Origin of the sequence: uncultured Jatrophihabitans sp., from assembly GCF_964244045.1 — a bacterium.
GTDB lineage: Bacteria > Actinomycetota > Actinomycetes > Mycobacteriales > Jatrophihabitantaceae > Jatrophihabitans.
Window position 1 is genome coordinate 82,809 of the sequence record NZ_CAXTHK010000005.1, and the last position, 20,720, is coordinate 103,528.

The 20,720-nt window shown below is 69.2% G+C and carries 19 protein-coding genes; 10 read left to right on the top strand and 9 right to left on the bottom strand.

The genetic code is table 11. The annotated features are described in order from the left end of the window. Positions 1-15: 15 nt before the first annotated feature. Both sufB and ACFFC4_RS06045 read right to left on the bottom strand, forming a co-directional pair. Positions 16-1,452 (bottom strand): Fe-S cluster assembly protein SufB, encoded by a 1,437-nt coding sequence (gene sufB / locus ACFFC4_RS06040; protein WP_375498780.1) that lies wholly within the window; start codon positions 1,450-1,452, stop codon positions 16-18. Continuing rightward, the gene (locus ACFFC4_RS06045; protein ID WP_375498782.1) at positions 1,449-2,204 is read right to left on the bottom strand and encodes a helix-turn-helix transcriptional regulator; all 756 of its coding nucleotides are present in this window, start codon (positions 2,202-2,204) and stop codon (positions 1,449-1,451) included. The genes sufB and ACFFC4_RS06045 overlap by 4 nt, the downstream gene beginning before the upstream one ends. Before the next feature lie 95 nt (positions 2,205-2,299). Here ACFFC4_RS06045 and ACFFC4_RS06050 point away from each other — a divergent pair, with 95 nt between their 5' ends. The 4 genes from ACFFC4_RS06050 (at position 2,300) to ACFFC4_RS06065 (ending at position 5,738) form a co-directional block, all read left to right on the top strand. After that, positions 2,300-2,968: a lysophospholipid acyltransferase family protein gene (locus tag ACFFC4_RS06050; protein WP_375498784.1), complete on the top strand. Its 669-nt coding sequence runs from the start codon at positions 2,300-2,302 to the stop codon at positions 2,966-2,968. Positions 2,969-3,070: 102 nt separating this feature from the next. Then, positions 3,071-4,000, top strand: a complete 930-nt coding sequence (locus ACFFC4_RS06055; RefSeq protein WP_375499020.1) for an ABC transporter ATP-binding protein — start codon at positions 3,071-3,073, stop codon at positions 3,998-4,000. After that, on the top strand, positions 3,997-4,782 hold the full coding sequence (locus ACFFC4_RS06060; protein WP_375498786.1) for an ABC transporter permease: 786 nt from the start codon (positions 3,997-3,999) through the stop codon (positions 4,780-4,782). Before ACFFC4_RS06055 ends, ACFFC4_RS06060 begins: the two co-directional genes overlap by 4 nt. After that, positions 4,773-5,738 carry a heme A synthase gene (locus tag ACFFC4_RS06065; RefSeq protein ID WP_375498788.1) on the top strand — a complete coding sequence of 322 codons (966 nt, stop codon included), beginning with the start codon at positions 4,773-4,775 and terminating at the stop codon, positions 5,736-5,738. The genes ACFFC4_RS06060 and ACFFC4_RS06065 overlap by 10 nt, the downstream gene beginning before the upstream one ends. Here the strand turns inward: ACFFC4_RS06065 and ACFFC4_RS06070 are convergent. Together ACFFC4_RS06070 and ACFFC4_RS06075 are read right to left on the bottom strand one after the other, a co-directional pair. Next, a complete protein-coding gene (locus tag ACFFC4_RS06070) occupies positions 5,722-6,999 on the bottom strand; it encodes a DUF445 domain-containing protein (RefSeq protein WP_375498790.1) in 1,278 nt (425 codons plus the stop codon). The genes ACFFC4_RS06065 and ACFFC4_RS06070 overlap by 17 nt on opposite strands. Then, positions 6,996-7,868, bottom strand: coding sequence for a RimK family alpha-L-glutamate ligase (locus ACFFC4_RS06075; protein WP_375498792.1), 873 nt, complete (start codon positions 7,866-7,868; stop codon positions 6,996-6,998). The genes ACFFC4_RS06070 and ACFFC4_RS06075 overlap by 4 nt, the downstream gene beginning before the upstream one ends. 107 nt (positions 7,869-7,975) lie before the next feature. On the opposite strand from ACFFC4_RS06075, the gene ACFFC4_RS06080 reads away from it, so the two are divergent. Beyond that, complete coding sequence (locus ACFFC4_RS06080) at positions 7,976-9,808, top strand: DUF2510 domain-containing protein (RefSeq protein ID WP_375498794.1); 1,833 nt, start codon at positions 7,976-7,978, stop codon at positions 9,806-9,808. A 12-nt stretch (positions 9,809-9,820) separates the two neighbouring features. Here the strand turns inward: ACFFC4_RS06080 and ACFFC4_RS06085 are convergent, their stop codons facing one another. Then, entirely contained in the window at positions 9,821-10,804 is a 984-nt protein-coding gene (locus tag ACFFC4_RS06085; RefSeq protein ID WP_375498796.1) for a heme o synthase, read from the bottom strand. Positions 10,805-11,034: 230 nt separating this feature from the next. Between ACFFC4_RS06085 and tkt the strand changes: the two genes are divergently transcribed. From tkt to pgl, 5 genes are all read left to right on the top strand, one after another. Continuing rightward, on the top strand, positions 11,035-13,179 hold the full coding sequence (gene tkt / locus ACFFC4_RS06090; protein WP_375498798.1) for a transketolase: 2,145 nt from the start codon (positions 11,035-11,037) through the stop codon (positions 13,177-13,179). Positions 13,180-13,190: 11 nt separating this feature from the next. Further along, positions 13,191-14,300: a transaldolase gene (tal, locus tag ACFFC4_RS06095; RefSeq protein ID WP_375498800.1), complete on the top strand. Its 1,110-nt coding sequence runs from the start codon at positions 13,191-13,193 to the stop codon at positions 14,298-14,300. Between the two features lie 171 nt (positions 14,301-14,471). Beyond that, complete coding sequence (gene zwf, locus ACFFC4_RS06100; protein WP_375499022.1) at positions 14,472-16,013, top strand: glucose-6-phosphate dehydrogenase; 1,542 nt, start codon at positions 14,472-14,474, stop codon at positions 16,011-16,013. 67 nt (positions 16,014-16,080) lie between these two features. Further along, positions 16,081-17,088 carry a glucose-6-phosphate dehydrogenase assembly protein OpcA gene (locus ACFFC4_RS06105; RefSeq protein ID WP_375498802.1) on the top strand — a complete coding sequence of 336 codons (1,008 nt, stop codon included), beginning with the start codon at positions 16,081-16,083 and terminating at the stop codon, positions 17,086-17,088. Beyond that, positions 17,085-17,855, top strand: a complete 771-nt coding sequence (gene pgl, locus ACFFC4_RS06110; RefSeq protein WP_375498804.1) for a 6-phosphogluconolactonase — start codon at positions 17,085-17,087, stop codon at positions 17,853-17,855. Before ACFFC4_RS06105 ends, pgl begins: the two co-directional genes overlap by 4 nt. Positions 17,856-17,881: 26 nt before the next feature. On the opposite strand, the gene ACFFC4_RS06115 is transcribed toward pgl, so the two are convergent. From ACFFC4_RS06115 to ACFFC4_RS06130, 4 genes are all read right to left on the bottom strand, one after another. Next, a complete protein-coding gene (locus tag ACFFC4_RS06115) occupies positions 17,882-18,226 on the bottom strand; it encodes an RNA polymerase-binding protein RbpA (RefSeq protein WP_375498806.1) in 345 nt (114 codons plus the stop codon). Between the two features lie 50 nt (positions 18,227-18,276). After that, entirely contained in the window at positions 18,277-18,513 is a 237-nt protein-coding gene (gene secG / locus ACFFC4_RS06120) for a preprotein translocase subunit SecG (RefSeq protein ID WP_375498808.1), read from the bottom strand. A 156-nt stretch (positions 18,514-18,669) separates the two neighbouring features. Continuing rightward, complete coding sequence (gene tpiA / locus ACFFC4_RS06125; RefSeq protein ID WP_375499024.1) at positions 18,670-19,494, bottom strand: triose-phosphate isomerase; 825 nt, start codon at positions 19,492-19,494, stop codon at positions 18,670-18,672. Between the two features lies 1 nt (position 19,495). Beyond that, positions 19,496-20,719: a phosphoglycerate kinase gene (locus ACFFC4_RS06130; RefSeq protein WP_375499026.1), complete on the bottom strand. Its 1,224-nt coding sequence runs from the start codon at positions 20,717-20,719 to the stop codon at positions 19,496-19,498. Position 20,720 lies beyond the last annotated feature (1 nt).

The following is a 20,720-nucleotide window of genomic DNA, read 5'->3' on the forward strand; positions in this document are numbered from 1 at the left end:
TCTGTGGCAGCCGGATCAGCCGACTGCTCCCTCCATCTGCAGTTCGATCAGGCGGTTGAGCTCGAGCGCGTATTCCATCGGCAGCTCACGGGCGATCGGCTCGACGAAACCGCGCACGACCATGGCCATGGCCTCGTCCTCGGACAGGCCGCGGCTCATCAGGTAGAACAGCTGGTCCTCGCTGACCTTCGAGACCGTGGCCTCATGCCCCATCGACACGTCGTCCTCGCGAACGTCGACATAGGGATAGGTGTCGGAGCGGCTGATGTCGTCGACCAGCAGGGCGTCGCATTTCACCGTGGACTTGCTGTGGTGCGCGCCCTTGTTGACCTGGACGAGCCCGCGGTAGCTCGTGCGACCGCCGCCCCGGGCAACCGACTTGGAGATGATCGTCGAGGACGTGTGCGGCGCGAGGTGCAGCATCTTGGCGCCGGCGTCCTGGTGCTGGCCCTCACCGGCGAACGCGATCGAGAGCACCTCGCCCTTGGCGTACTCGCCGGTCATCCAGACCGCGGGGTACTTCATGGTGACCTTGGAGCCGATGTTGCCGTCGACCCACTCCATGGTGGCGCCGGCTTCGGCCTTGGCCCGCTTGGTGACCAGGTTGTACACGTTGTTCGACCAGTTCTGGATGGTCGTGTAGCGGCACCGGCCGCCCTTCTTGACGATGATCTCGACGACGGCCGAGTGCAACGAGTCCGACTTGTAGATCGGCGCGGTGCAGCCCTCGACGTAGTGCACATAGGCACCCTCGTCGACGATGATGAGCGTGCGCTCGAACTGGCCCATGTTCTCGGTGTTGATCCGGAAGTAGGCCTGCAGCGGGATCTCGACGTGCACGCCCTTCGGCACGTAGATGAACGACCCGCCCGACCACACGGCCGAGTTCAGCGCGGAGAACTTGTTGTCGCCCGACGGGATCACCGAGCCGAAGTACTCGCGGAACAGCTCCGGGTGCTCCTTGAGGCCGGTGTCGGTGTCCATGAAGATGACACCCTGCTTCTCGAGCTCCTCGTTGATCTGGTGGTAGACCACCTCGGACTCGTACTGAGCGGCCACCCCGGAGACGAGGCGCTGCTTCTCGGCCTCGGGGATGCCGAGCTTGTCGTAGGTGTTCTTGATGTCCGCAGGGAGGTCGTCCCAGGTCGCAGCCTGCTTCTCCGTCGAGCGGACGAAGTACTTGATGTTGTCGAAGTCGATGTCCGAGAGGTCCGAACCCCAGCTGGGCATCGGCTTCTTGTCGAACATCGCCAGCGCCTTGAGCCGGTGCGTGAGCATCCACTCGGGCTCGCTCTTCTTGTCCGAGATGTCCCGCACGACCGCCTCGGACAGTCCGCGCTTGGCACTGGCGCCGGCGGCGTCGCTGTCGCTCCAGCCGAAGCCGTACCGGCCGAGCGCATCGATCTGCTCGTCCTGGGTCAATGTCACTGGGGCTGGCTGGGTGGTGGTCATCTGTGGTCCTCCCGGATCGGGTGGGTGGGTGTTTCTGGTCGGTGCGGGACGTGCGTGGTGCAGACGCCGTCGCCGTGGGCGATCGTCGCCAACCGCTGCACGTAGGTGCCCAACACCTGTTCGAAGGCGCGTGTTTCCGCTTCGCACAATTGGGGGAACTCGGCGGCCACGTGGGCGACCGGGCAGTGGTGCTGACAGATCTGAATGCCGTTGGTGCTCTGGTTCGGGCTGCCCACGGCCTGCGTCGTCGACGCGTATCCGTGCGCCGTCAGCCCGCCGGCCAACGCACCGGTGCGAGTGGCGAGCGGCGCGTTGCGATCGACGCGTTCGGTGAGCAGGTCGGCCAGCTGCTCGGCCCGGTGTGCGGCGAATGCCTCGACGGCCTGTTCACCGCCGGTGTCGCGCAGGTAGCGCAGTGCGGTGCTGGCCAGGTCGTCGTAGGCGTGTGGGAACGAGGCACGGCCCGCGTCGGTCAGGGCATAGGTGCGGGCGGGACGTCCACGGCCACGCTGCGCGCTCGGCCGTGGCTCGCGCTCGACGAGAATGCCGTCGCCGACCAGGGCGTCGAGGTGACGGCGGATCGCTGCGGCCGAGAGGCCCAGCCGCTCGGCCAGTGCGGCGGCGCTGTGCGGACCCTGCTCGAGCACCGTGCGGGCCACCGCGTCGCGGGTGCGGTCGCCCGTCCGCTCGCCGGCGCCAACGGGCAGCGTGGCAGCGCCCCTGGCGTCCCTGGTGTCCGTCGCGATTTCCACAACACCATTATGACGTATTTACTCGGGCTGATCACAAACGGGTTCCGCCTGATGGGTCACAACTGCGTGCCGATCCCCCACGATAGGTTCCTCGCGTGCTGTACCGGACGCTCGAGCTGACGTTGGCTCCCGCATTGCGCGCGGTGTACCGGCCCGCGGTCACCGGACTGCACAACCTCCCGGACGGTCCGGTCGTGCTGGCCGCAAACCACGTCTCCTTCGCCGATGAGATCTTCACGCCGCTGGCGGCGCGCCGGCAGGTCTGCTACTTCGCGAAGGTGGAGTACTTCAACACGCCGGGTCCGAGGGGCAGGGCGATGGCCGTGTTCTTCAACAGCATGGGGCACGTGCCGGTCGCGCGCTCGGACACCCGCTCGGCCGCGGCCGTCATCGACATCGGCGTCGACGTGCTGGCCGAGGGCCGCACCCTCGGCATCTACCCGGAGGGCACCCGCTCCCCCGACGGCCGATTGCACAAGTTCCGCACGGGCGTCGCGCGGCTCGCGCTGCGCAGCGGTGCACCCGTCGTCCCGGTCGGTCTGGTCGGGACGCGTGAGGCCCAGCCGCCCGGTACGCACGCGTGGCACCGGGTCCCGGTCGAGGTGCACTTCGGAGCGCCGCTGTACTTCGGCGATCGCGCGGGCGAGGAGCGCAGCTCGCGGGTACTGCGCGAGGTCACCGAGATCGTGCGCGCGAGCGTCCAGGCGCTGTCCGGCCAGGCCTACGTCGACGCCTTCGCCGGGTCGTCCACGACCCCCGGATGACCGAGGCACCGCGCGCGTGAGCGCGCGTAGATCACTCCCCCGACATCCATGGCGCGGCCCGCTCCGCAGCGTTCATAGACTGTTGTTGTGTCCGCATCGTCCGTGCCGTCGGGGCCGGCCCTCGAGGTGGTCGACCTCGTCAAGGCGTACGGCTCGCGCCGAGCGGTGGACGGGCTGTCGATGCACGTGCCCGCCGGGTCGGTCGTGGCGCTGCTCGGCCCGAACGGGGCCGGCAAGACCACGACCATCGAGATCTGCGAGGGCTTCCGGCGGCCCGACGCCGGCAAGGTCCGGGTGCTGGGCCGCGACCCCGTGGCCGACGCCACCGAGTTGCGCCCGCGCGTCGGCGTCATGCTCCAGGACGGCGTCGGCGGTTACACCGGTGCCACCACGGTCGAGCTGCTGCGCCTGTTCGCCTCCTACGCCGCCGACCCGCACGACCCGCACCTGCTGCTCGAGGTCGTCGGGCTCACCGAGGCCGCCGGCACCGCCGTGAAGCGGCTCTCCGGCGGTCAGCAGCAGCGGCTGTCGCTGGCGTTGGCGCTCGTCGGCCGCCCCGAACTCGTCTTCCTCGACGAGCCGACGGCCGGCATGGACCCGCAGTCCAGACACGGCACCTGGGACCTTATCCGCTCGTTGCGCGCCGACGGCGTCAGCGTCGTGCTGACCACCCACCTCCTCGACGAGGCTGAGCAGCTGGCCGACGACGTGGTGGTCATCGACCAGGGACGGGTGGTGGCGCAGGGCAGTCCTGCTGAGCTCACCCGCTCCGGCGCCGAGGGCCAGATCCGGTTCCGCGCGATCGCCGGTCTACCGCTCGATCAGCTGGTCGACGTGTTGCCGCTGGGCAGCACCGCCCTGGAACCCGAACCCGGCCGGTACCTGATCACCGGCGACGTCACCCCCGAACTGCTGGCCACGTTGACGGCCTGGTGCGCGCACCAGCAGGTGCTGGCGCAGGACCTCTCCGTCGAGCGGCGCACCCTCGAGGACGTGTTCCTCGAGCTCACCGGACGCGAGCTGCGCACATGAGCGATCAGACGGCACCGGGACGCATCTCATTCGCGCCCGCGCCGGCCGCGTCGTCGCGCGCCACGATGGTGAAGGCGCAGACGCGCATGGAGTTCCGGCTGCTGCTGCGCAACGGTGAGCAGGTCGGGTTGACGCTGCTCATCCCGCTGCTGTTGCTGTTCTTCTTCAACCTGCCGCTGCTGTACTCCCTCGGGACGCCGCGGCGCATCGACTTCGTCGTACCGAGCATCATCGCGCTCGCGGTCATGTCCGCCGCGTTCACCGGCCTGGCCATCGGCACCGGCTTCGAGCGCAAGTACGCGGTGCTCAAGCGGCTCGGGGCCACCGCGCTGCCGCGCTCGACGCTCATCCTGGGCAAGACACTGGCCGTCCTGCTGCTCGAGGTGCTGCAGATCGTGCTGATCTGCAGTGTGGGCCTGGCGCTGGCGTGGCATCCGCACGGCGACCCGTTCACCGTCGTCCTGCTGGTGGTGCTGGGCACGCTGGCGTTCGGCGGGCTGGGGCTGCTGGTGGCGGGCACGCTGCGTGCGGAGGTGACGCTGGCTGCCGCGAATCTGATCTGGCTCATCCTGCTGTTCGCCGGCGGCATCGCGATCCCGCTCGACAAGTACGGCGGCGCCGCCCGCGACGTCCTGCAGTTCCTGCCGTCGGCCGCCTTGAGCGACGGGCTGCACGACGTGCTCCAGCACCACGCCGGCTTCCCGGTGCGCGAGGTCCTGACGCTGCTGGTCTGGGCGGCCATCGCCCTGCCGGCCGCCGCACGGTGGTTCAAGTGGGAGTAAGCACCGAACCGGTCGTCGCGACCGGCCGGAACGGCGTCGACGACCGGCGGGTGCGCTGGCTGCCCTCGTGGTTGCAGACCGCCAATGCGCTGCGTCGGCTGGCTCTGGCCTCGGTCGTCGCGAACGTGGTCATCGTGGTTACCGGCGGCGCGGTCCGCCTTACTGACTCCGGCCTTGGTTGCCCCACCTGGCCGCGGTGCACCGACGCCTCGCTGACGCCGACGAAGCAGTACGCCGTTCACGGGATCATCGAGTTCACCAACCGCCAGCTGACTTTCGTCCTCGTCATCGTCGCAGTGGCCACCTGGCTGGTGGCGATGGTCCGCCGCACGCAACGCGCGCCGGCTACCTGGGCAGCGCTCGGTATCCCGGCGCAGGCGGTGCTCGGCGGACTGACGGTGCTGACTCACCTCAACCCCTGGCTGGTCGCGGCGCACTTCATGCTGTCGATGGCGATCATCGCGGTGACATTCCTGCTGTGGTGGCGGTTGCGTCCGGTCGATGACGTCCCCGCCCTGCCCGGTCCGCTGCCGCGCACCCTGGCCCGCATTACGGCGATGGTTGCGCTGACCACGCTCGTCGCCGGCACGGTGGTCACCGGCAGCGGTCCGCACGCCGGGGATAAGGACAGTAGCGGCAAGATCCATCGCACCGGGCTCAAGGTGTCGTCGGTCTCGCAGCTGCACGCCGACGTCGTCATGGTGCTGATCGGCCTGACCGTCGGCTTGGTCGTGCTGGTCTACGCCGTGCACGCCGCCGAGGCCGTCCGGCGCGCGGCCGTCGTGCTGCTCGGCGTCGAGCTGGCCCAGGGCGTCATCGGCTACACGCAGTACTTCCTGCACGTGCCGCCACTGCTCGTCGGCCTACACATGTTCGGCGCCTGCCTGGTGTGGCTGGCCGCCCTCAACGTCCTGCTGCAGACCGAGCCGTTCGCGCGACTCAGAACAGCCGGCTGAACGTGTAGATGGCCAGGCCGGCCAGCGCGCCGACCACGGTCCCGTTGATGCGGATGAACTGCAGGTCGCGACCGACCTGCAGCTCGAGGCGACGGCTGGTCTCCTCGTTGTCCCAGCGGGCGACCGTCGTCGAGATGACGTCGGTGAGGTCGTCGGCGTAGTGCGTGGCCACGTGCCCCGCCAAGCGCTCGAGCACGTCGTTCACCCGCCCGCGGACGTCCGGGTCGTCGCGCAGCACCTCGCCGGCGCGCACGGTGAGCGCCTCGGCCGAGCGACGCAGGTCCGACTCGGGGTCGGCGGCACCGTCGAGGATGAACTTCTTCAACGTTCCCCAGATGTCCTCGAGGTAGGAGCGCACAGCCGGGTGGTCGAGGATCTCGAGCTTGGTCTGCTCGACCTTCGCGATCTGCTCGGGGTCGTCCCGCAGCCGCTCGGCGAAGTCGCGCAGCTGGTCGTCGAAGCCCTTGCGCAGCCCGTGCCCGTCGTCGCCCACGACGTCGGTGATGAACGACTGCAGCAGCTGGAAGCCCTTGTTGAAGACCCGGTCGTCGACCCAGTCCGGCACCCACTCGGGGCTCTCGAGGGCGACCCGGCGGCGCAACTCGCTGCGGTTCTCCTCCAGGAAGTGGGCCAACCCCCGCAAGGTCGTGGTCAACGCCGCCTGGTGCTGACCTGAGTCGCAGACCGCCTCGAGCAGCCGGGCCAGCAGCGGGGACATGTCGGTCTGCCGCAGCCGCTTGTCGGCGAACGTGGCGACCGAGTTGCGCAGCTGGTCGTCGCGCAGCATCTCGGCCATGCCGCTGACCGAGATGCTCAGTTCCTGCGCCAACCGACGCGCGTGCTCGGGGTCGGCGAGCCAGTCGCCGACCCGCTGCGGCACCCGCGCGGCGGCGAGCCGCTCGCCGAGGATCTCGCTGGTCAAGAAGTACTCGCGTACGAAGGTGGCCAGGCCCTCGCCGATCTGGTCCTTCTTGCGCGGGATGATCGCCGTGTGCGGGATCGGCAACCGCAGTGGGTGCCGGAACAGCGCGGTGACGGCGAACCAATCGGCCAGCCCGCCCACCATCGAGGCCTCCGCGGTCGCTTGGATGTACCCCCACACGCCGTCACTGTCCGTGAACGCCCGACACAGTACGTAAACGATCGCGGCGACGAGCAGCAGCGCGCCGGAGATCGCCTTCATGCGGCGAAGTGCCTGCAGTCGCCCGTCAGCCATGGCCGGGAACGGCGAATCGGCCGCCGGGTCCATCACCTCGCTCATATTCGGGCCGCGATCGCAGCCGCGAACGTTGTGGCCGCCGATTCGGCGCAATCCAGGAACAGGGACGGCTCGATGAGCTCCAGCTCGACCACGACGGGCCCGCCCGCCGACGGCAGCAGGTCTACCCGGGCGTAGAGCGGGGTGCTGCCGAAGCGGTCACGGACCGCGGCCACCGCAGCGTCGCCGACAGCCAGTTCGGCGTCGGAGGGCTTGCGCGCCGTAATGGCCTCCGGCACGAACAGCTCGTCGTCGAGTTGGCCGCCGAGCGGGTGACGGGCATCGGCGGCCAGCATCGGGCCCTTGCGCGCTGCGTGGCTGAACGTCCCGTCGACATAGACGAGCGCGGTCTCGCCGCGGGTGTCGACGTCGGCAAGATAAGGCTGCACCAGCGCGGTGTACCCCGCGGCGTGCAGCGCCTCGAGGTGTGCCCTAGCCGCGCGCAGCCCGCGGGCGTCACGGCGGAACCGGCCGACACCGCCCGAGCCGGCACCGACCGACGGCTTGACGACGAACTCGTCGGCGTCCGGCACCTCGAGGTTCGCCGGGTCGGCAACCGCGGTCGGCACAACGTCCAGCCCGGTGGCGGCGAGGTCGGCCAGATACCGCTTGTCGCTGTTCCAGGCAACGACCTCGGCGGGGTTGGCCAGATGTGGCACCGACGCGGTCCAGGTCAGGAACTCAGCGCGGCGGTTCGGGTAGTCCCAGGTCGAACGCAGGACGACGAGGTCGCCGGACCAGTCGACCGTCGGGTCGTCCCACGCCGCCCACTGCGGCTGTACCCCGCAGGATCGCAACGCTGCTCCCAAGGCCTGCGCGTCATCGTCACCGTCCGGTAACCGGGTACAGGTGGCGAGCACGATGCGAGACATGCCCTAATTCTAGGGAGATCGCCGGGGTCACCCGGCACCGATGAAGTGTGCGTGTTCGCTTCGTGTGATCATCGCTGTTCGACACGAGTACCGACGAAGGGTGAGCAGTGGCTGACGCCGGCTGGTATCCAGACCCACAGGACTCGAACGCCGAGCAGTACTGGGACGGTCAGATGTGGACCGGTCATCGCCGCGGCGCCGGCTCGAGCGGCGGCGGCTCCGGCGGTGCTGACCAGTCCGCGGCGCAGGAGACCCGCAGCAACCTGACGTTCCAGTCGGCGCCCGAGCCGGCCGCCCCGCAACCGCAATGGCAGGGCGAGCCTGCGGCCTACCAGCCAACCCAGAGCTACCAGCCAACCCAGAACTACCAGCCAACCCAGAGCTACCTGCCAACCCAGGGCTATCAATCACCTCAGGGTTACCAGCCGACCCAGGATTACCCGCAGTCCGGCTACCAACAGCCCGGGTACGGACAACCCGGGTACGGACAACCTGGCTACGAACAGCCCGGGTACGGACAGCCTGGCTTCCAGCAGGGGTCGAGTGCACATCCGTGGGCCGGTGCGCCGGCGCCGGTAGCGTCGAAGAAGCGCCGCAACATCCTCATCGCCGCCGTCGTCGCCGTGGCGCTGATCGCCGCCGGGCTCGTCGCCCTGCTCGTCCTGCCCGGCGACGACGCCCCGTCGATCACCTACCAGGGCAACTCCATCAAGGACGCCGCCGCGGTGCTCTCGAGCGCTGAATCGTCCGTGACCAAGACGGTGTCCGCGCGCCACGGTGTCAAGAGCAACGACACCCGCTGTTACTTCGTCCAGGCCGAGAAACCGGCCGACGGCACCAAGAAGAGCGACGTCGACAGCAGCCTGTCCTGCGGTCCCGTCCTGTTCGTCGACGGCAATACCGCGCAGGAGTACCTGCCGGTGCGGCTGACCGCCGCCACGTCCGGCGGCAAGGCCGTTCTGACCCCGCAGTCCTCGCTCGACAGCGTCGATCCGTCCAGCGTGCGTTCCGGGTACAAGCTCGTGCGGCCCGACGGCGAGACGGCACCGAGCGGCAACGGCGGGCTGAAGGTTCCCCAGCCGCAGTCCACCCAGCAGGACTCCATCACCACCGCCAGCCTGGGCTCGACCACCCCACCTTCCTCGCTCACCAACGCAGTCATGGTCGGGCGCACGCGCAAGGTCACGGTGACCGCGGCCGGCTTCATCCCCCGCTACGGCACCGGCACCGACGCCCGCTCGGCACCGAGCGGTCAGAAGCTGCTGGCGTTCCGGACGACCTACGACATCGGCGCCGTCAGCAGCGGCACCGGCGCCCAGGTGAAGCTCGTGGTCGGCGGCACCACGCACGACGTACCGACGGCCACAACGGGCGAGTACGTCATCGCCGCAGTCCCGGACTCCTCCGCACCGACGCTGCAGCTCATCGATTCGGGCGACACGCAGACGCTGTCGCTGCCGCAGGGCCAGCCCGGAGCCAACAACATTGCCGTCCTGACTCGCACGCACCGCACCCAGGTCCTCGGGCGCACCTTCAACGTCCCGATCCTGGTGCGCAAGGGCACTCGCAAGGGCAACGCCACGTTCAAGACGACGGCCACCCTGGCCTCGCTGGACTACTGGCCGCCGGCGAACACCGCGGTCAAGGCCAGCAGCCCGCGTAACGCCCTGCTGTCCGTGCGGATCAACTACTTCGATTCGACGCAGTCCGGCGGACCGTACGGCTATGACCCGTCGCAGCTGCGGCTCAAACTGCCGAACGGCAGCTACGTCAAGGCCCGTAACATCGCCCCGAAGGGCAAGATCGCGAACGTCTTCGAGGTACCGGCCACCTTCACCACCGGCACGCTGCAGATCACCGGCACCCAGCGGTTCTCCAACGGGGTGACATCCACGGTGCGCACCACCAAGGAGGTCGCGATCAGCATCGCTGCGGGCTGATGCCTGCAGGCGTCAGCGGACGAAGACGTCGACTGCGACGGCCACGAAGACGAAGGCAAGGTAGCTGTTCGACAGGTGGAACAGCTGCATCGGGTTGACCTCGACGCTGGGGTCGTCGACCTGCCGGCGGGTGCGCGAGAGCAGGCGGTGCGCCGAGGCGATCAGGCCGATGCCGGCGCCGAGCGCAAGGACGCCGTACACCCACGACGTCGCGACCGGCCACAGCGCAAGCGAGGTCAGGACCGTGAGCCACGCGTACCCGGTGATGTCACGGGCGACCCGCACCGGGCCGGCCACGACGGGCAGCATCGGGACGCCGGCGTTGGCGTAGTCCTCGCGGTAGCGGATGGCCAGTGCCCAGAAGTGTGGTGGCGTCCAGAAGAACACCACGCCGAACAGTAGGACCGGCGCCCAGGCCAGCGAGCCGGTCACTGCCGACCAGCCGATCAGCACGGGCATGCACCCTGCGGCACCGCCCCAGACGATGTTCTGCGAGGTCCGCCTCTTGAGCAGCATCGTGTAGACGACGACGTAGAAGCCGATGGCGGTCGCGGTGAGTCCGCCGGCCAGCCAGTTGGTGACCAGGCCGACCGATAACACCGCGACGACGCCGAGCACCAGACCGAAGCGCAGCGCGCCGGTCGGTGACACTTCGGCCCGGGCGAGCGGGCGGTGGCCCGTGCGCCGCATCAGGGCGTCGATGTCGCGGTCGACGTAGCAGTTCAGCGCGTTCGCGCTGCCGGCGGCGAGCGTGCCGCCGACCATCGTCGCCACGACGACCCACCAGGTGGGCAACCCGCCCGCCGCGAGAATCATGGTGGGCAGGGTCGTGACCAGCAGCAGTTCGATGATGCGGGGCTTGGTCAGGGCGACATATGCGGCGAGCCGGCTACGGCCCGGACCGCCTCGGTGCACCAAAGCTGCACGGCCGGCTCGTGGGGCTGCGGACTCCTCGCCGTGACCCGCGTGCGCGGGCGCCACCGGAGTCTGCGTCACGCCGCTCAGCCTAACTGCCACGCTCGCCCGGCCCGCACCCAGGCTCAGCGGGTAGGCGGCGTCCCGGTGACCTCCTGGCGACCGTTCGGCGACGGCCCTTTCGCGGGGCTCCGGAGTGGCTAGGCTGGGACGAAGACTGTCCTGGGTAGGACACATAGGGCACCAGAGGACACAAAGGGCCCGGAGCCGGGCCCCACACATGAGCGATGCGAGAGAGGACTTGATCGTCCGTGCCGGACACAGCCAACAACGCAGGTCTCAACCCCGTCGACGGCGTCGTCACGACGCACCCCGACTGGTGGACCGAACTCGACACCAAGGCGGTCGACACCGCTCGCCTACTGGCCGCCGACGCCGTACAGAAGGCCGGCAGCGGCCACCCCGGAACGGCAATGAGTCTGGCGCCGCTGGCCTACCTGCTCTACCAGCGCGTCATGCGCCTCGACCCCACTGACCCGGAGTGGGTCGCGCGCGACCGGTTCATCCTGTCGAACGGGCACTCGTCACTGACGCAGTACTGCCAGCTGTTCCTGTCCGGCTACGGATTGCAACTGTCGGATCTCAAGCAGTTGCGCACGTGGGAGTCCCGCACTCCTGGGCACCCCGAGTATCACCACACAGCCGGCGTCGAGATCACCACCGGCCCGCTCGGCCAGGGCGTAGCCAACGGGGTGGGCATGGCCATGGCGGCCCGCCGCGAGCGGGGTCTGTTCGACCCGGACGCAGCTCCGGGCGAGTCGCCGTTCGACCACCACATCTTCGTGATTGCCGGCGACGGGTGCATGGAGGAGGGCGTGTCCAGCGAGGCCTCGTCCCTCGCCGGGCACCAGCAGCTGGGCAATCTGATCTTGTTCTACGACGACAACCACATCTCCATCGAGGACGACACCGCGGTCGCGTTCAGCGAGGACGTCGGCGCGCGCTACGAGTCCTACGGGTGGGACGTTCACCATGTCGACTCCGGCGAGGACATCGTCGCCCTGGAGGCTGCCATCGAGGCAGCGAAGGCAGTCACCGACAAGCCGTCGTTCATCGTCGTGCGCACGATCATCGGCTGGCCCGCGCCGACCAAGCAGAACACCGGCAAGGCGCACGGCAGTGCCCTGGGCGACGAGGAGATCGAGAAGACCAAGGAGATCCTCGGGTTCGACCCCAAGGTCACGTTCGACGTCGCCGACGAGGTCCTGGCGCACACACGCGAGGTCATCGACCGCGGTCGCGCCGCGCACGCCGAATGGCAGCAGTCCTACGACGCCTGGGCGAAGGACAACCCGGCTGGCTTCGAACTGCACGAGCGGATGCAGAACCGCACCCTGCCCGACGGCTGGGCGCAGTCCCTGCCCACCTGGCCGACCGAGAAGGACGGCAAGGCGAACACGGTCTCCACCCGCGCCGCCTCCGGCAAGGTGCTGGGCGCGATCGCTTCGGTGCTGCCCGAGCTGTGGGGCGGTTCGGCTGACCTCGCCGAGAGCAACCTGACCACGATGGAGGGCGAACCCAGCTTCCTGCCGGCCGTCCATCAGACCAAAACCTGGAGCGGCGGTCCCTACGGGCGCACGCTGCACTTCGGCATCCGCGAGCACGCCATGGGCGCGATCATCAACGGGATCACCGTGCACGGCGGCACCCGCGTCTACGGCGGGACGTTCCTGGTGTTCAGCGACTACATGCGCCCGCCCGTCCGGTTGGCGGCACTGATGGACCTGCCGTCCATCTTCGTTTGGACGCACGACTCGATCGGGCTCGGTGGCGACGGCCCTACCCACCAGCCGATCGAGCACTTGGCGTCGTTGCGGGCGATCCCGGGCTTCGACATGGTGCGCCCGGCCGACGCCAATGAGACGGCGGCCTGCTGGCGTACCACGCTCGAGAAGACCGACGGGCCGGTCGGCTTTGCGCTCTCGCGGCAGAACCTGCCCGTGCTGGACCCGGTTAAGACCGCCGACGCGGGCAAGGGTGCGTACATCCTGGAGGAGGCCTCGACGGGTCGCGCGACGGTCATCCTCATCGCCACCGGCTCCGAGGTCGGGCTGGCCCTGACTGCCCGCGAACGTCTCGAGGCCGAGGGCACGCCCACCCGGGTGGTCTCGATGCCCTGCATGGAGTGGTTCGAGGCGCAGCCGATGTCCTACCGGCAGGAGGTCCTGCCGCCGGAGATCAAGGCCCGGGTCAGCGTCGAGGCCGCGGTCAAACAGGGCTGGCGCGAGCACGTCGGCGATGCCGGCGAGTCGATCTCGATCGAACACTTCGGCGCCAGCGCCGAGGGCGACGTGTTGTACGAGCAGTTCGGCTTCACGCCCGACCGCATCGTCGCCGCAGCGCACGCCAGCCTCACCCGCGCCGGTGCCGTCGGCGGCACCACCACAGACAACTGACAGGAGTTCTCATGACTAACGCACTGGCCCAACTGTCCGACGCCGGAGTTTCCATCTGGCTCGATGACATCAGCCGCGAGCGTTTGCGCACCGGCAACCTGCAGGACCTCGTCAATGACAAGCATGTCGTCGGCGTGACCAGCAACCCCACGATCTTCCAGAAGGCGCTGGAGAAGGGCGAGGCCTACGACGAGCAGGCCCGCGATCTCGCCCTGCGCAAGACCGACACCGACGAGGCCATCCGCTACTTCATGGCCTTCGACATCCGCTGGGCGTGCGACGTCCTCAAGCCGGTGTACGAGGCCAGCGGCGGCGCCGACGGCCGGGTGTCGATCGAGGTCGACCCCCGTCTCGCCCACGACAGCGACCGCACGACCGCCGAGGCCAAAGCACTCTGGTGGTTGGTCGACCGACCCAACGCGCTCATCAAGATCCCGGCGACGCAGGAGGGCCTGCCCTCCATCACCAAGACGATCGCGGCCGGCATCAGCGTCAACGTCACGCTGATCTTCGGCCTGGACCGCTACGACAAGGTGATGGACGCCTACCTCGACGGCCTCGAGCAGGCCAAGGCGGACGGTCACGACCTGTCCCAGATCTACTCGGTGGCCTCGTTCTTCGTCTCGCGCGTCGACTCCGAGATCGACAAGCGGCTCGACAAGATCGGCACCGACGAGGCGAAGGCGCTCAAGGGCAAGGCCGCGATCGCCAACGCCCGGCTGGCCTACGAGCGCTACGAGAAGGTCATCGCCTCCGATCGGTGGAAGGCCCTGGCCGACGCAGGCGCCACCGTGCAGCGCCCGCTCTGGGCCTCGACCGGCGTCAAGGACCCAGCCTACGACGACACGATGTACGTCGTCGACCTGGTAGCCCCGGACACGGTCAACACGATGCCCGAGGCCACGCTCGACGCGGTCGCCGACCACGGCAAGATCACGGGCAACACGATCGCCGGTACCTATGACGAGGCGCGCAAGGTCATCGACGACCTCGCCGCACTCGGCATCGGTTATGACGACGTCATCGAGGTCCTCGAGTCCGAGGGCGTGCAGAAGTTCGAGGACTCCTACGCCCAGCTGTCCGACAGCGTGAAGAGTCAACTCGCCGCGTCGGACAAGTGACCTGACCGGTACCCGTAGGCCTGCTCGCGACCTTCGAAACGAGGCTGCATGACTGAGTCGGGAACGACCACTCCGGAGAGCACGACCGGGTCGGAGGTGCCGTCCATTCAGACCGACCAGGGCATCACCCCGACACAGCCGGCAAGCATGCCGGCCTCGACCGGCGGGCTGATGGCCGACTTCGGTGCCGACGGGCTCAACCCGCTACGCGATCCTGCCGACCGCCGGCTGCCGCGGGTGCCCGAGCCCTGTGCCCTGGTCATCTTCGGTATCGGTGGCGACCTCTCACGCAAGAAGTTGATCGCTGCGATCTACGACCTCGCCAACCGCGGACTGCTGCCGACCGACTTCGTGCTGGTGGGCTTCAGCCGGGCGGACTGGCCCGGTGGCGGGTCCTTCGAGGCGATGGCCCGTAAGAGCGCCAAGGACCATGCCCGCACGGTATGGAACGAGGAGGTCTGGCGGCGGTTGGCCAGCAACTCGCGCTTCGTCGAGGGCTCGTTCGACGACGACGCCGCGATCGACGAGCTGGTGTCGACGATGGCCGACCTCAAGCAGAGCCACGGCATCGAGGGCAACGCCGCGTTCTACCTGTCCATCCCGCCGACGCTGTTCCCGGACGTGCTCAAGCAGATGCAGCGCACCGGGCTGTCGGATGCGAAGAAGGCTGGCGGCTGGCGGCGGGTGGTCGTCGAGAAGCCGTTCGGCCACGACCTGCCCAGCGCGCTCGAGCTCAACAAGCTCGTCGACAATGTCTTCCCGCCACGCGACGTCTACCGCATTGATCACTACCTCGGTAAGGAGACGGTGCAGAACCTGCTGGCGCTGCGCTTCGCCAACCAGCTGTTCGAGCCGGTGTGGAACGGCAATTTCGTCGACTCGGTGCAGATCACCATGGCCGAGGACGTGGGCATCGGCGGACGCGCAGCGTTCTACCAGGCCACCGGTGCCGCCCGCGACGTGCTGCAGAACCACCTGCTGCAACTGCTCGCGCTCACGGCGATGGAGGAGCCCGTCGAGTTCTCGCCGGAGGCCGTCCGGATCGAGAAGCTGAAGGCGTTGCGGGCAATCTCGCTGCCCGACGACCTCGAGCGCTACGCAGTGCGCGGGCAGTACGACCAGGGGTGGCTCGCCGGCGAGCGAGCGTGCTCGTTCCGCTCCGAGGAGGGCATACCCGAGGACTCCAAGACCGAGACGTACGCGGCGGTCCGCCTCGGCATCGAGACGCGGCGCTGGGCGGGTGTGCCCTTCTACATGCGTACCGGCAAGCGACTGCCCAAGCGGGTCACCGAGATCAGCGTGATGTTCAAGAAGGCGCCGCACCTGCCATTCAGCAAGACCGACACCCAGGAGCTTGGGCACAACCAGCTCGTCATCCGGGTGCAGCCCGACGAGGGCGTCACGCTGAAGTTCGGGTCCAAGGTTCCGGGCAGCGCCATGGAGGTCCGCGATGTTGCCATGGACTTCCTCTACGGGGAGGCGTTCACCGAGTCCTCCCCCGAGGCCTACGAGCGGCTCATCCTCGACGTCCTGGTAGGCGACGCGACGCTGTTCCCGCGCAGCGAGGAGGTCGAGGCCTCCTGGCGGGTCATCGACCCGCTCGAGAAGTTCTGGGACGGCCAGGAGCCCTACCTCTATCGCGCCGGCGAGTGGGGTCCGAAGGAGTCCGACGAGATGCTGGCCAGCGACGGCCGGCAGTGGAGGCGGCCGTGAGCGAAGCTCGCGGGCGAACCATGGACATAGCGTGCTTTGCCACGCCGAGCGTAGCGAGGGCTGAGCCATGACCACGCTCTGGGACACGACCGGCGGAGCCGTCGTGCGCGCGCTGGCCGCGGAACGGCGCACGGGTGGCGCGGTCACCAGCGGCATTGCGCTGACGCTTGTCATCGTCGTCGACCACAAGGACGTGGAGGCGGCCGAGGAGGCTGCGTCGCTGGCCGCCAGCCGGCACCCGATGCGCATGCTGATGGTGATCCGTCGCCAGATCGACGCGCCGGTGCCGCGCCTGGACGCCGAGGTCACGATGGGCGGCCGGCTCGGTCCGGGTGAGGCCGTGGTGCTGCGCATGTACGGGCGCCTGGCCTTGCACGCCGAGTCGGTGACCCTGCCGCTGCTCGCGCCCGACGCCCCCGTCGTCACGTGGTGGTACGGCGAGGCGCCGGAGAAGATCGCCTACGATCCGCTCGGAGTGTTCGCCGAACGGCGCATCACCGACATCCTGCGCTCGGCCGACCCCAGCGTGGCCCTGCAGCAGCGCGCCGACGACTTTGCGCCCGGTGACACCGATCTCGCGTGGACGCGGCTCACCCCGTGGCGTGCCGCGCTGGCCTCGGCCTTCGACGGTGCGCACGCGGCGCCAAAGGGCGTGGTGGTGCACGGCGGCATCAACGAGCCCTCGGCGCGGTTGCTGGCCGGCTGGTTGACCGCCCGCCTGGAGCTGCACGTCGACATCGACGGTGTCGACGACGAGCCGGTGAGCGGCGTCGACATTCACTTCGACGACGACCGCACCACCCGGGCCACCCTCGAGGGCGCCAGCCTGGTGCTGCGCCGAGACGGTCAGCAGGACTCGTTCATGCCCTTCGGCGAGCGGCCCCTCGGCGACCTGCTGGCCGAGGAGCTCAAGCGCCTCGACCACGATCACGTCTACGCCGAGGCGCTGTCCACGGTCACCGGCGTCGACGGCATCGAGGAGCGCTCACCGCACCGCAAGCACATCTGGTACGACCCGGCCACCGGCGAAGTCGTCGACCGTCCGTCGCGTTCCCGCAAGGCCGGTGCCTCGTGAGCGCACCGGCGAACAAGCCCGAGGTCGTGCTGCACCCCGATGCCGACGCGTTGGCCCAGCGCACCGCCGAACGAACCGTGGCAACCCTTGGTCTTGCGCTTGCTGAACGCGAGTACGCCCACCTTGTGATCACCGGCGGGTCGATCCTCGAGGCCGTCCTGGCCGGGCTGCCCGCCGCCACCGATGCCGCGCCCGTGGACTGGTCGCGGGTGCATGTCTGGTGGGGTGACGAACGCTACGTGCCGGCCGGCGACGACGACCGCAATGACCGGCCGGCGATGGCCAAGGCATTCGATCACCTGCCCGTCGAGGCCGGCCACCTGCACCCGATGCCGGCGGCCGACGCCAGCTTCGGCGACGACCTCGACGCGGCAGCGGACTCCTACGCCACCGAACTTGCCGCGTTGGCGTCCGACGGCAACGACGTGAGCGTGCCCGCCTTCGACGTCGTGTTGCTCGGCCTCGGTCCTGACGGGCACTGCGCGTCATTGTTTCCCGGCCACCCCGGCACGCGAGTACTCGACGCGGCGGTGATCGGAGTGCGCGACTCCCCCAAGCCGCCGCCGAACCGGCTGTCTCTGACCTTCCCGGCCCTCGACGCGGCGCGCGAGATCTGGTTCATCGCCTCGGGCGACGGGAAGGCCGACGCGGTGGCGCGAGCCCTCGGCGGCGCACCGCGCGAAGAGGTTCCGTCGGCCGGCCCGCGCGGCACCGAGCGCACGCTGTGGTTGCTGGACACCGCCGCCGCGGCGAAGTTGCCCAGCTAGTTGCTGCCCAGCTGGCTGTTGCCGGGCTAGTTCTCGCCGCGACGGGCGCGCAAACGCGCCAGGGCCTCTTCGAGGATGGCCGCACCGTCCTCGTCGCTGCGCCGTTCCTTCACGTAGGCCAGGTGGGTCTTGTACGGCTCGTTGCGGGGCGCCTTGGGCGGGGCGTCGGACTGCCGGCCGGCGGGGTAACCGCAGCGCGGGCAGTCCCACGTGTCGGGCAGCGCGGCGTCGACGGCGAACGCGGGGCGCACCTCGTGACCGTTCGCGCAGAAGAACGACACCAGCTGACGGGGAGCGGACTCACCGCGCTCGTTCTCCCCCATCGGCCCGGCACCAACTCGACTGCCACGGATGGCACTGCCACCAGCCACGTACGTCACCTCTCGCTGTACATTTTGCGCGCCCGTAACCGGGGCGCGGGTCAGGCTTGATTCTTGTAGAGCAGGCCGAGACCGATGATGGAAATAGCCCACACGGCACCGGCGATGATCGTGAGGCGGTCCAGGTTGCGCTCGACGACGGACGAGCCGGACAGGCTGGAGTAGAACGAACCACCGAGCATCGACGACAGTCCGCCACCCTTGCCGCGGTGCAGCAGGACCAGCACGATCAACATCAGACTTGCGACGGTGAGCACGATGGACAAGGTCAAAATCATCGGGTACGGCCTTTACTCAAGAGCACTGAATGACGGGCGAGCGGGTATGACGTGCAGCGCGACGAATGAGCTGCGGCATCAGGTTACCTGCCGCACTGGCCGCTTTGACCAGCCGGACACAGGTTGTTCGTCTGCAGGCGTGCGTACCCCAGCACGTCAACCCGCCGGGGCAGGCTCACCCGCAGCGATGCAGATGCGGGAGAAGTCCTCGGCGTCGAGGCTGGCACCGCCCACCAGCGCGCCGTCGACGTCGGGGCGGGCCAGCAGCTCGGCGGCATTGCCGGCCTTCACGGAGCCGCCGTAGAGCACCCGGACGGCGTCGGCGAGAACGGGCGAGTACAGCTCGGCGAGCGTGCCGCGCAGGGCGGCGCAGACCTCTTGAGCGTCGTCCGGGGTGGCCACCTCGCCGGTGCCGATGGCCCAGATCGGTTCGTAAGCAACGACGAGGGTCTCGGCCTGCTCGGCGGTGATCCCGTCCAGCGCGGCGGTGAGCTGGGCGGTGACGTGCTGGACGTGGTCGTCAGCCTGGCGCACCTCGAGCGTCTCGCCGACGCAGAGGATGGGGGTCACCGCGTTGCGGTACGCCGCCACCACCTTGCTGTTCACGAGCGCGTCCTCCTCGCCGTGGTGCTGGCGACGTTCGGAGTGGCCGATGACCACGTACGAGCAACCGAGCTTGGCCAGCATCGGCCCGCTGACGTCGCCGGTATAGGCGCCGGAGTCGTGTGGCGAGAGGTCCTGGGCGCCGAACTTGATCGGCACCCGGTCGCCGTCGATCAGCGTCTGGACGCTGCGGATGTCGACGAACGGCGGCAGCACCGCGACCTCGACCCGACGCGTCTGCTCCTCGGTGAGACTGAAGATCAGCTTCTGGACGAGCGCGATCGCTTCGAGGTGGTTGCAGTTCATCTTCCAGTTGCCGGCGATCAGTGGCAACCGGCCTGCAGGCCGCGCCTGCGCCGGCCCGTCGGACTTCGCCACGTCAGTGCGCTTCCAGAACGGTGACACCCGGTAGTTCCTTGCCCTCGAGGAATTCCAGCGACGCGCCGCCGCCCGTCGAGATGTGACCGAAGCCGGTCTCGTCGAGGCCGAGCGCGCGCACGGCGGCTGCGGAGTCGCCGCCACCCACGACCGACAGTCCCGGCGTAGCGGCCACGGCCTCGGCGACGCCCTTGGTGCCGGCCGCGAACGGGGCTACTTCGAACACGCCCATGGGCCCGTTCCAGAACACCGTCTGCGCGCCGTCGAGAGCGGCGCCGAACTCCGCCACCGACTGCGGGCCGATGTCGAGGCCCTTGCGGCCGGCGGGGATCGCGTCGGCGGCTACGACCTCCGTCACGGCGTCGTTGGCGATGTCGTCGGACACCACGATGTCGGTGGGCAGCACGATTTTCTCGCCGGCGCTTTCGAGCAGCGTGCGGCAGGTGTCGACCTGGTCGCGTTCAAGCAACGAGTCACCCACGCCGTGCCCCTGGGCGGCGAGGAACGTGAAGCACATGCCACCGCCGACCAGCAGCCGGTCAACCTTGGGCAGCAGCGACTCGATGACGGCCAGCTTGTCGCTGACCTTCGACCCGCCGAGCACGACGACGTACGGCCGCGCCGGGTGACCGGTCAGCGTGCTCAATACCTGCAGCTCGTCGCGTACCAGGTCGCCGCAGTAGTGCGGGAGCAGCGTGGCCACGTCGAACACGGAAGCGTGCTTGCGGTGCACCGCCCCGAACGCGTCCTCGACGAACGCGCCGCCGCCGTCCTCGCCGCCGGTCAGGGCCGCGAGCTGGCGAGCGAAGTCGAAGCGCTGCGCGTCGTCCTTGGCCGTCTCCCCCGCGTTGAAGCGGACGTTCTCGAGCAGCAGCAGCTGGCCGTCCTCGAGTCCGTCGGCGAGTAGTCGGGCGCTTTCGCCGACGGTGTCGAGCGCGAACTCGACCGGCCGGCCGAGCAGCTGGGCCAACCGGTCGGCGACAGGCGCCAGCGAGTACTGCGGGTCGGGCGCACCCTTCGGACGGCCCAGGTGGGCGGTGACGAGCACCCGTGCACCGTGGTCGAGCAGCTTCTCGAGCACCGGCAGCGAGGCGCGGATGCGGCCATCGTCCGCCACCGCCCGCGCGCCGTGCTCCCCCGTACCCAGCGGTACGTTGAGGTCGGATCGGACGAGGATGCGGCGGCCGGCGACGCCGACGTCGAGCAGGTCGTCGAGCGTTCGCATC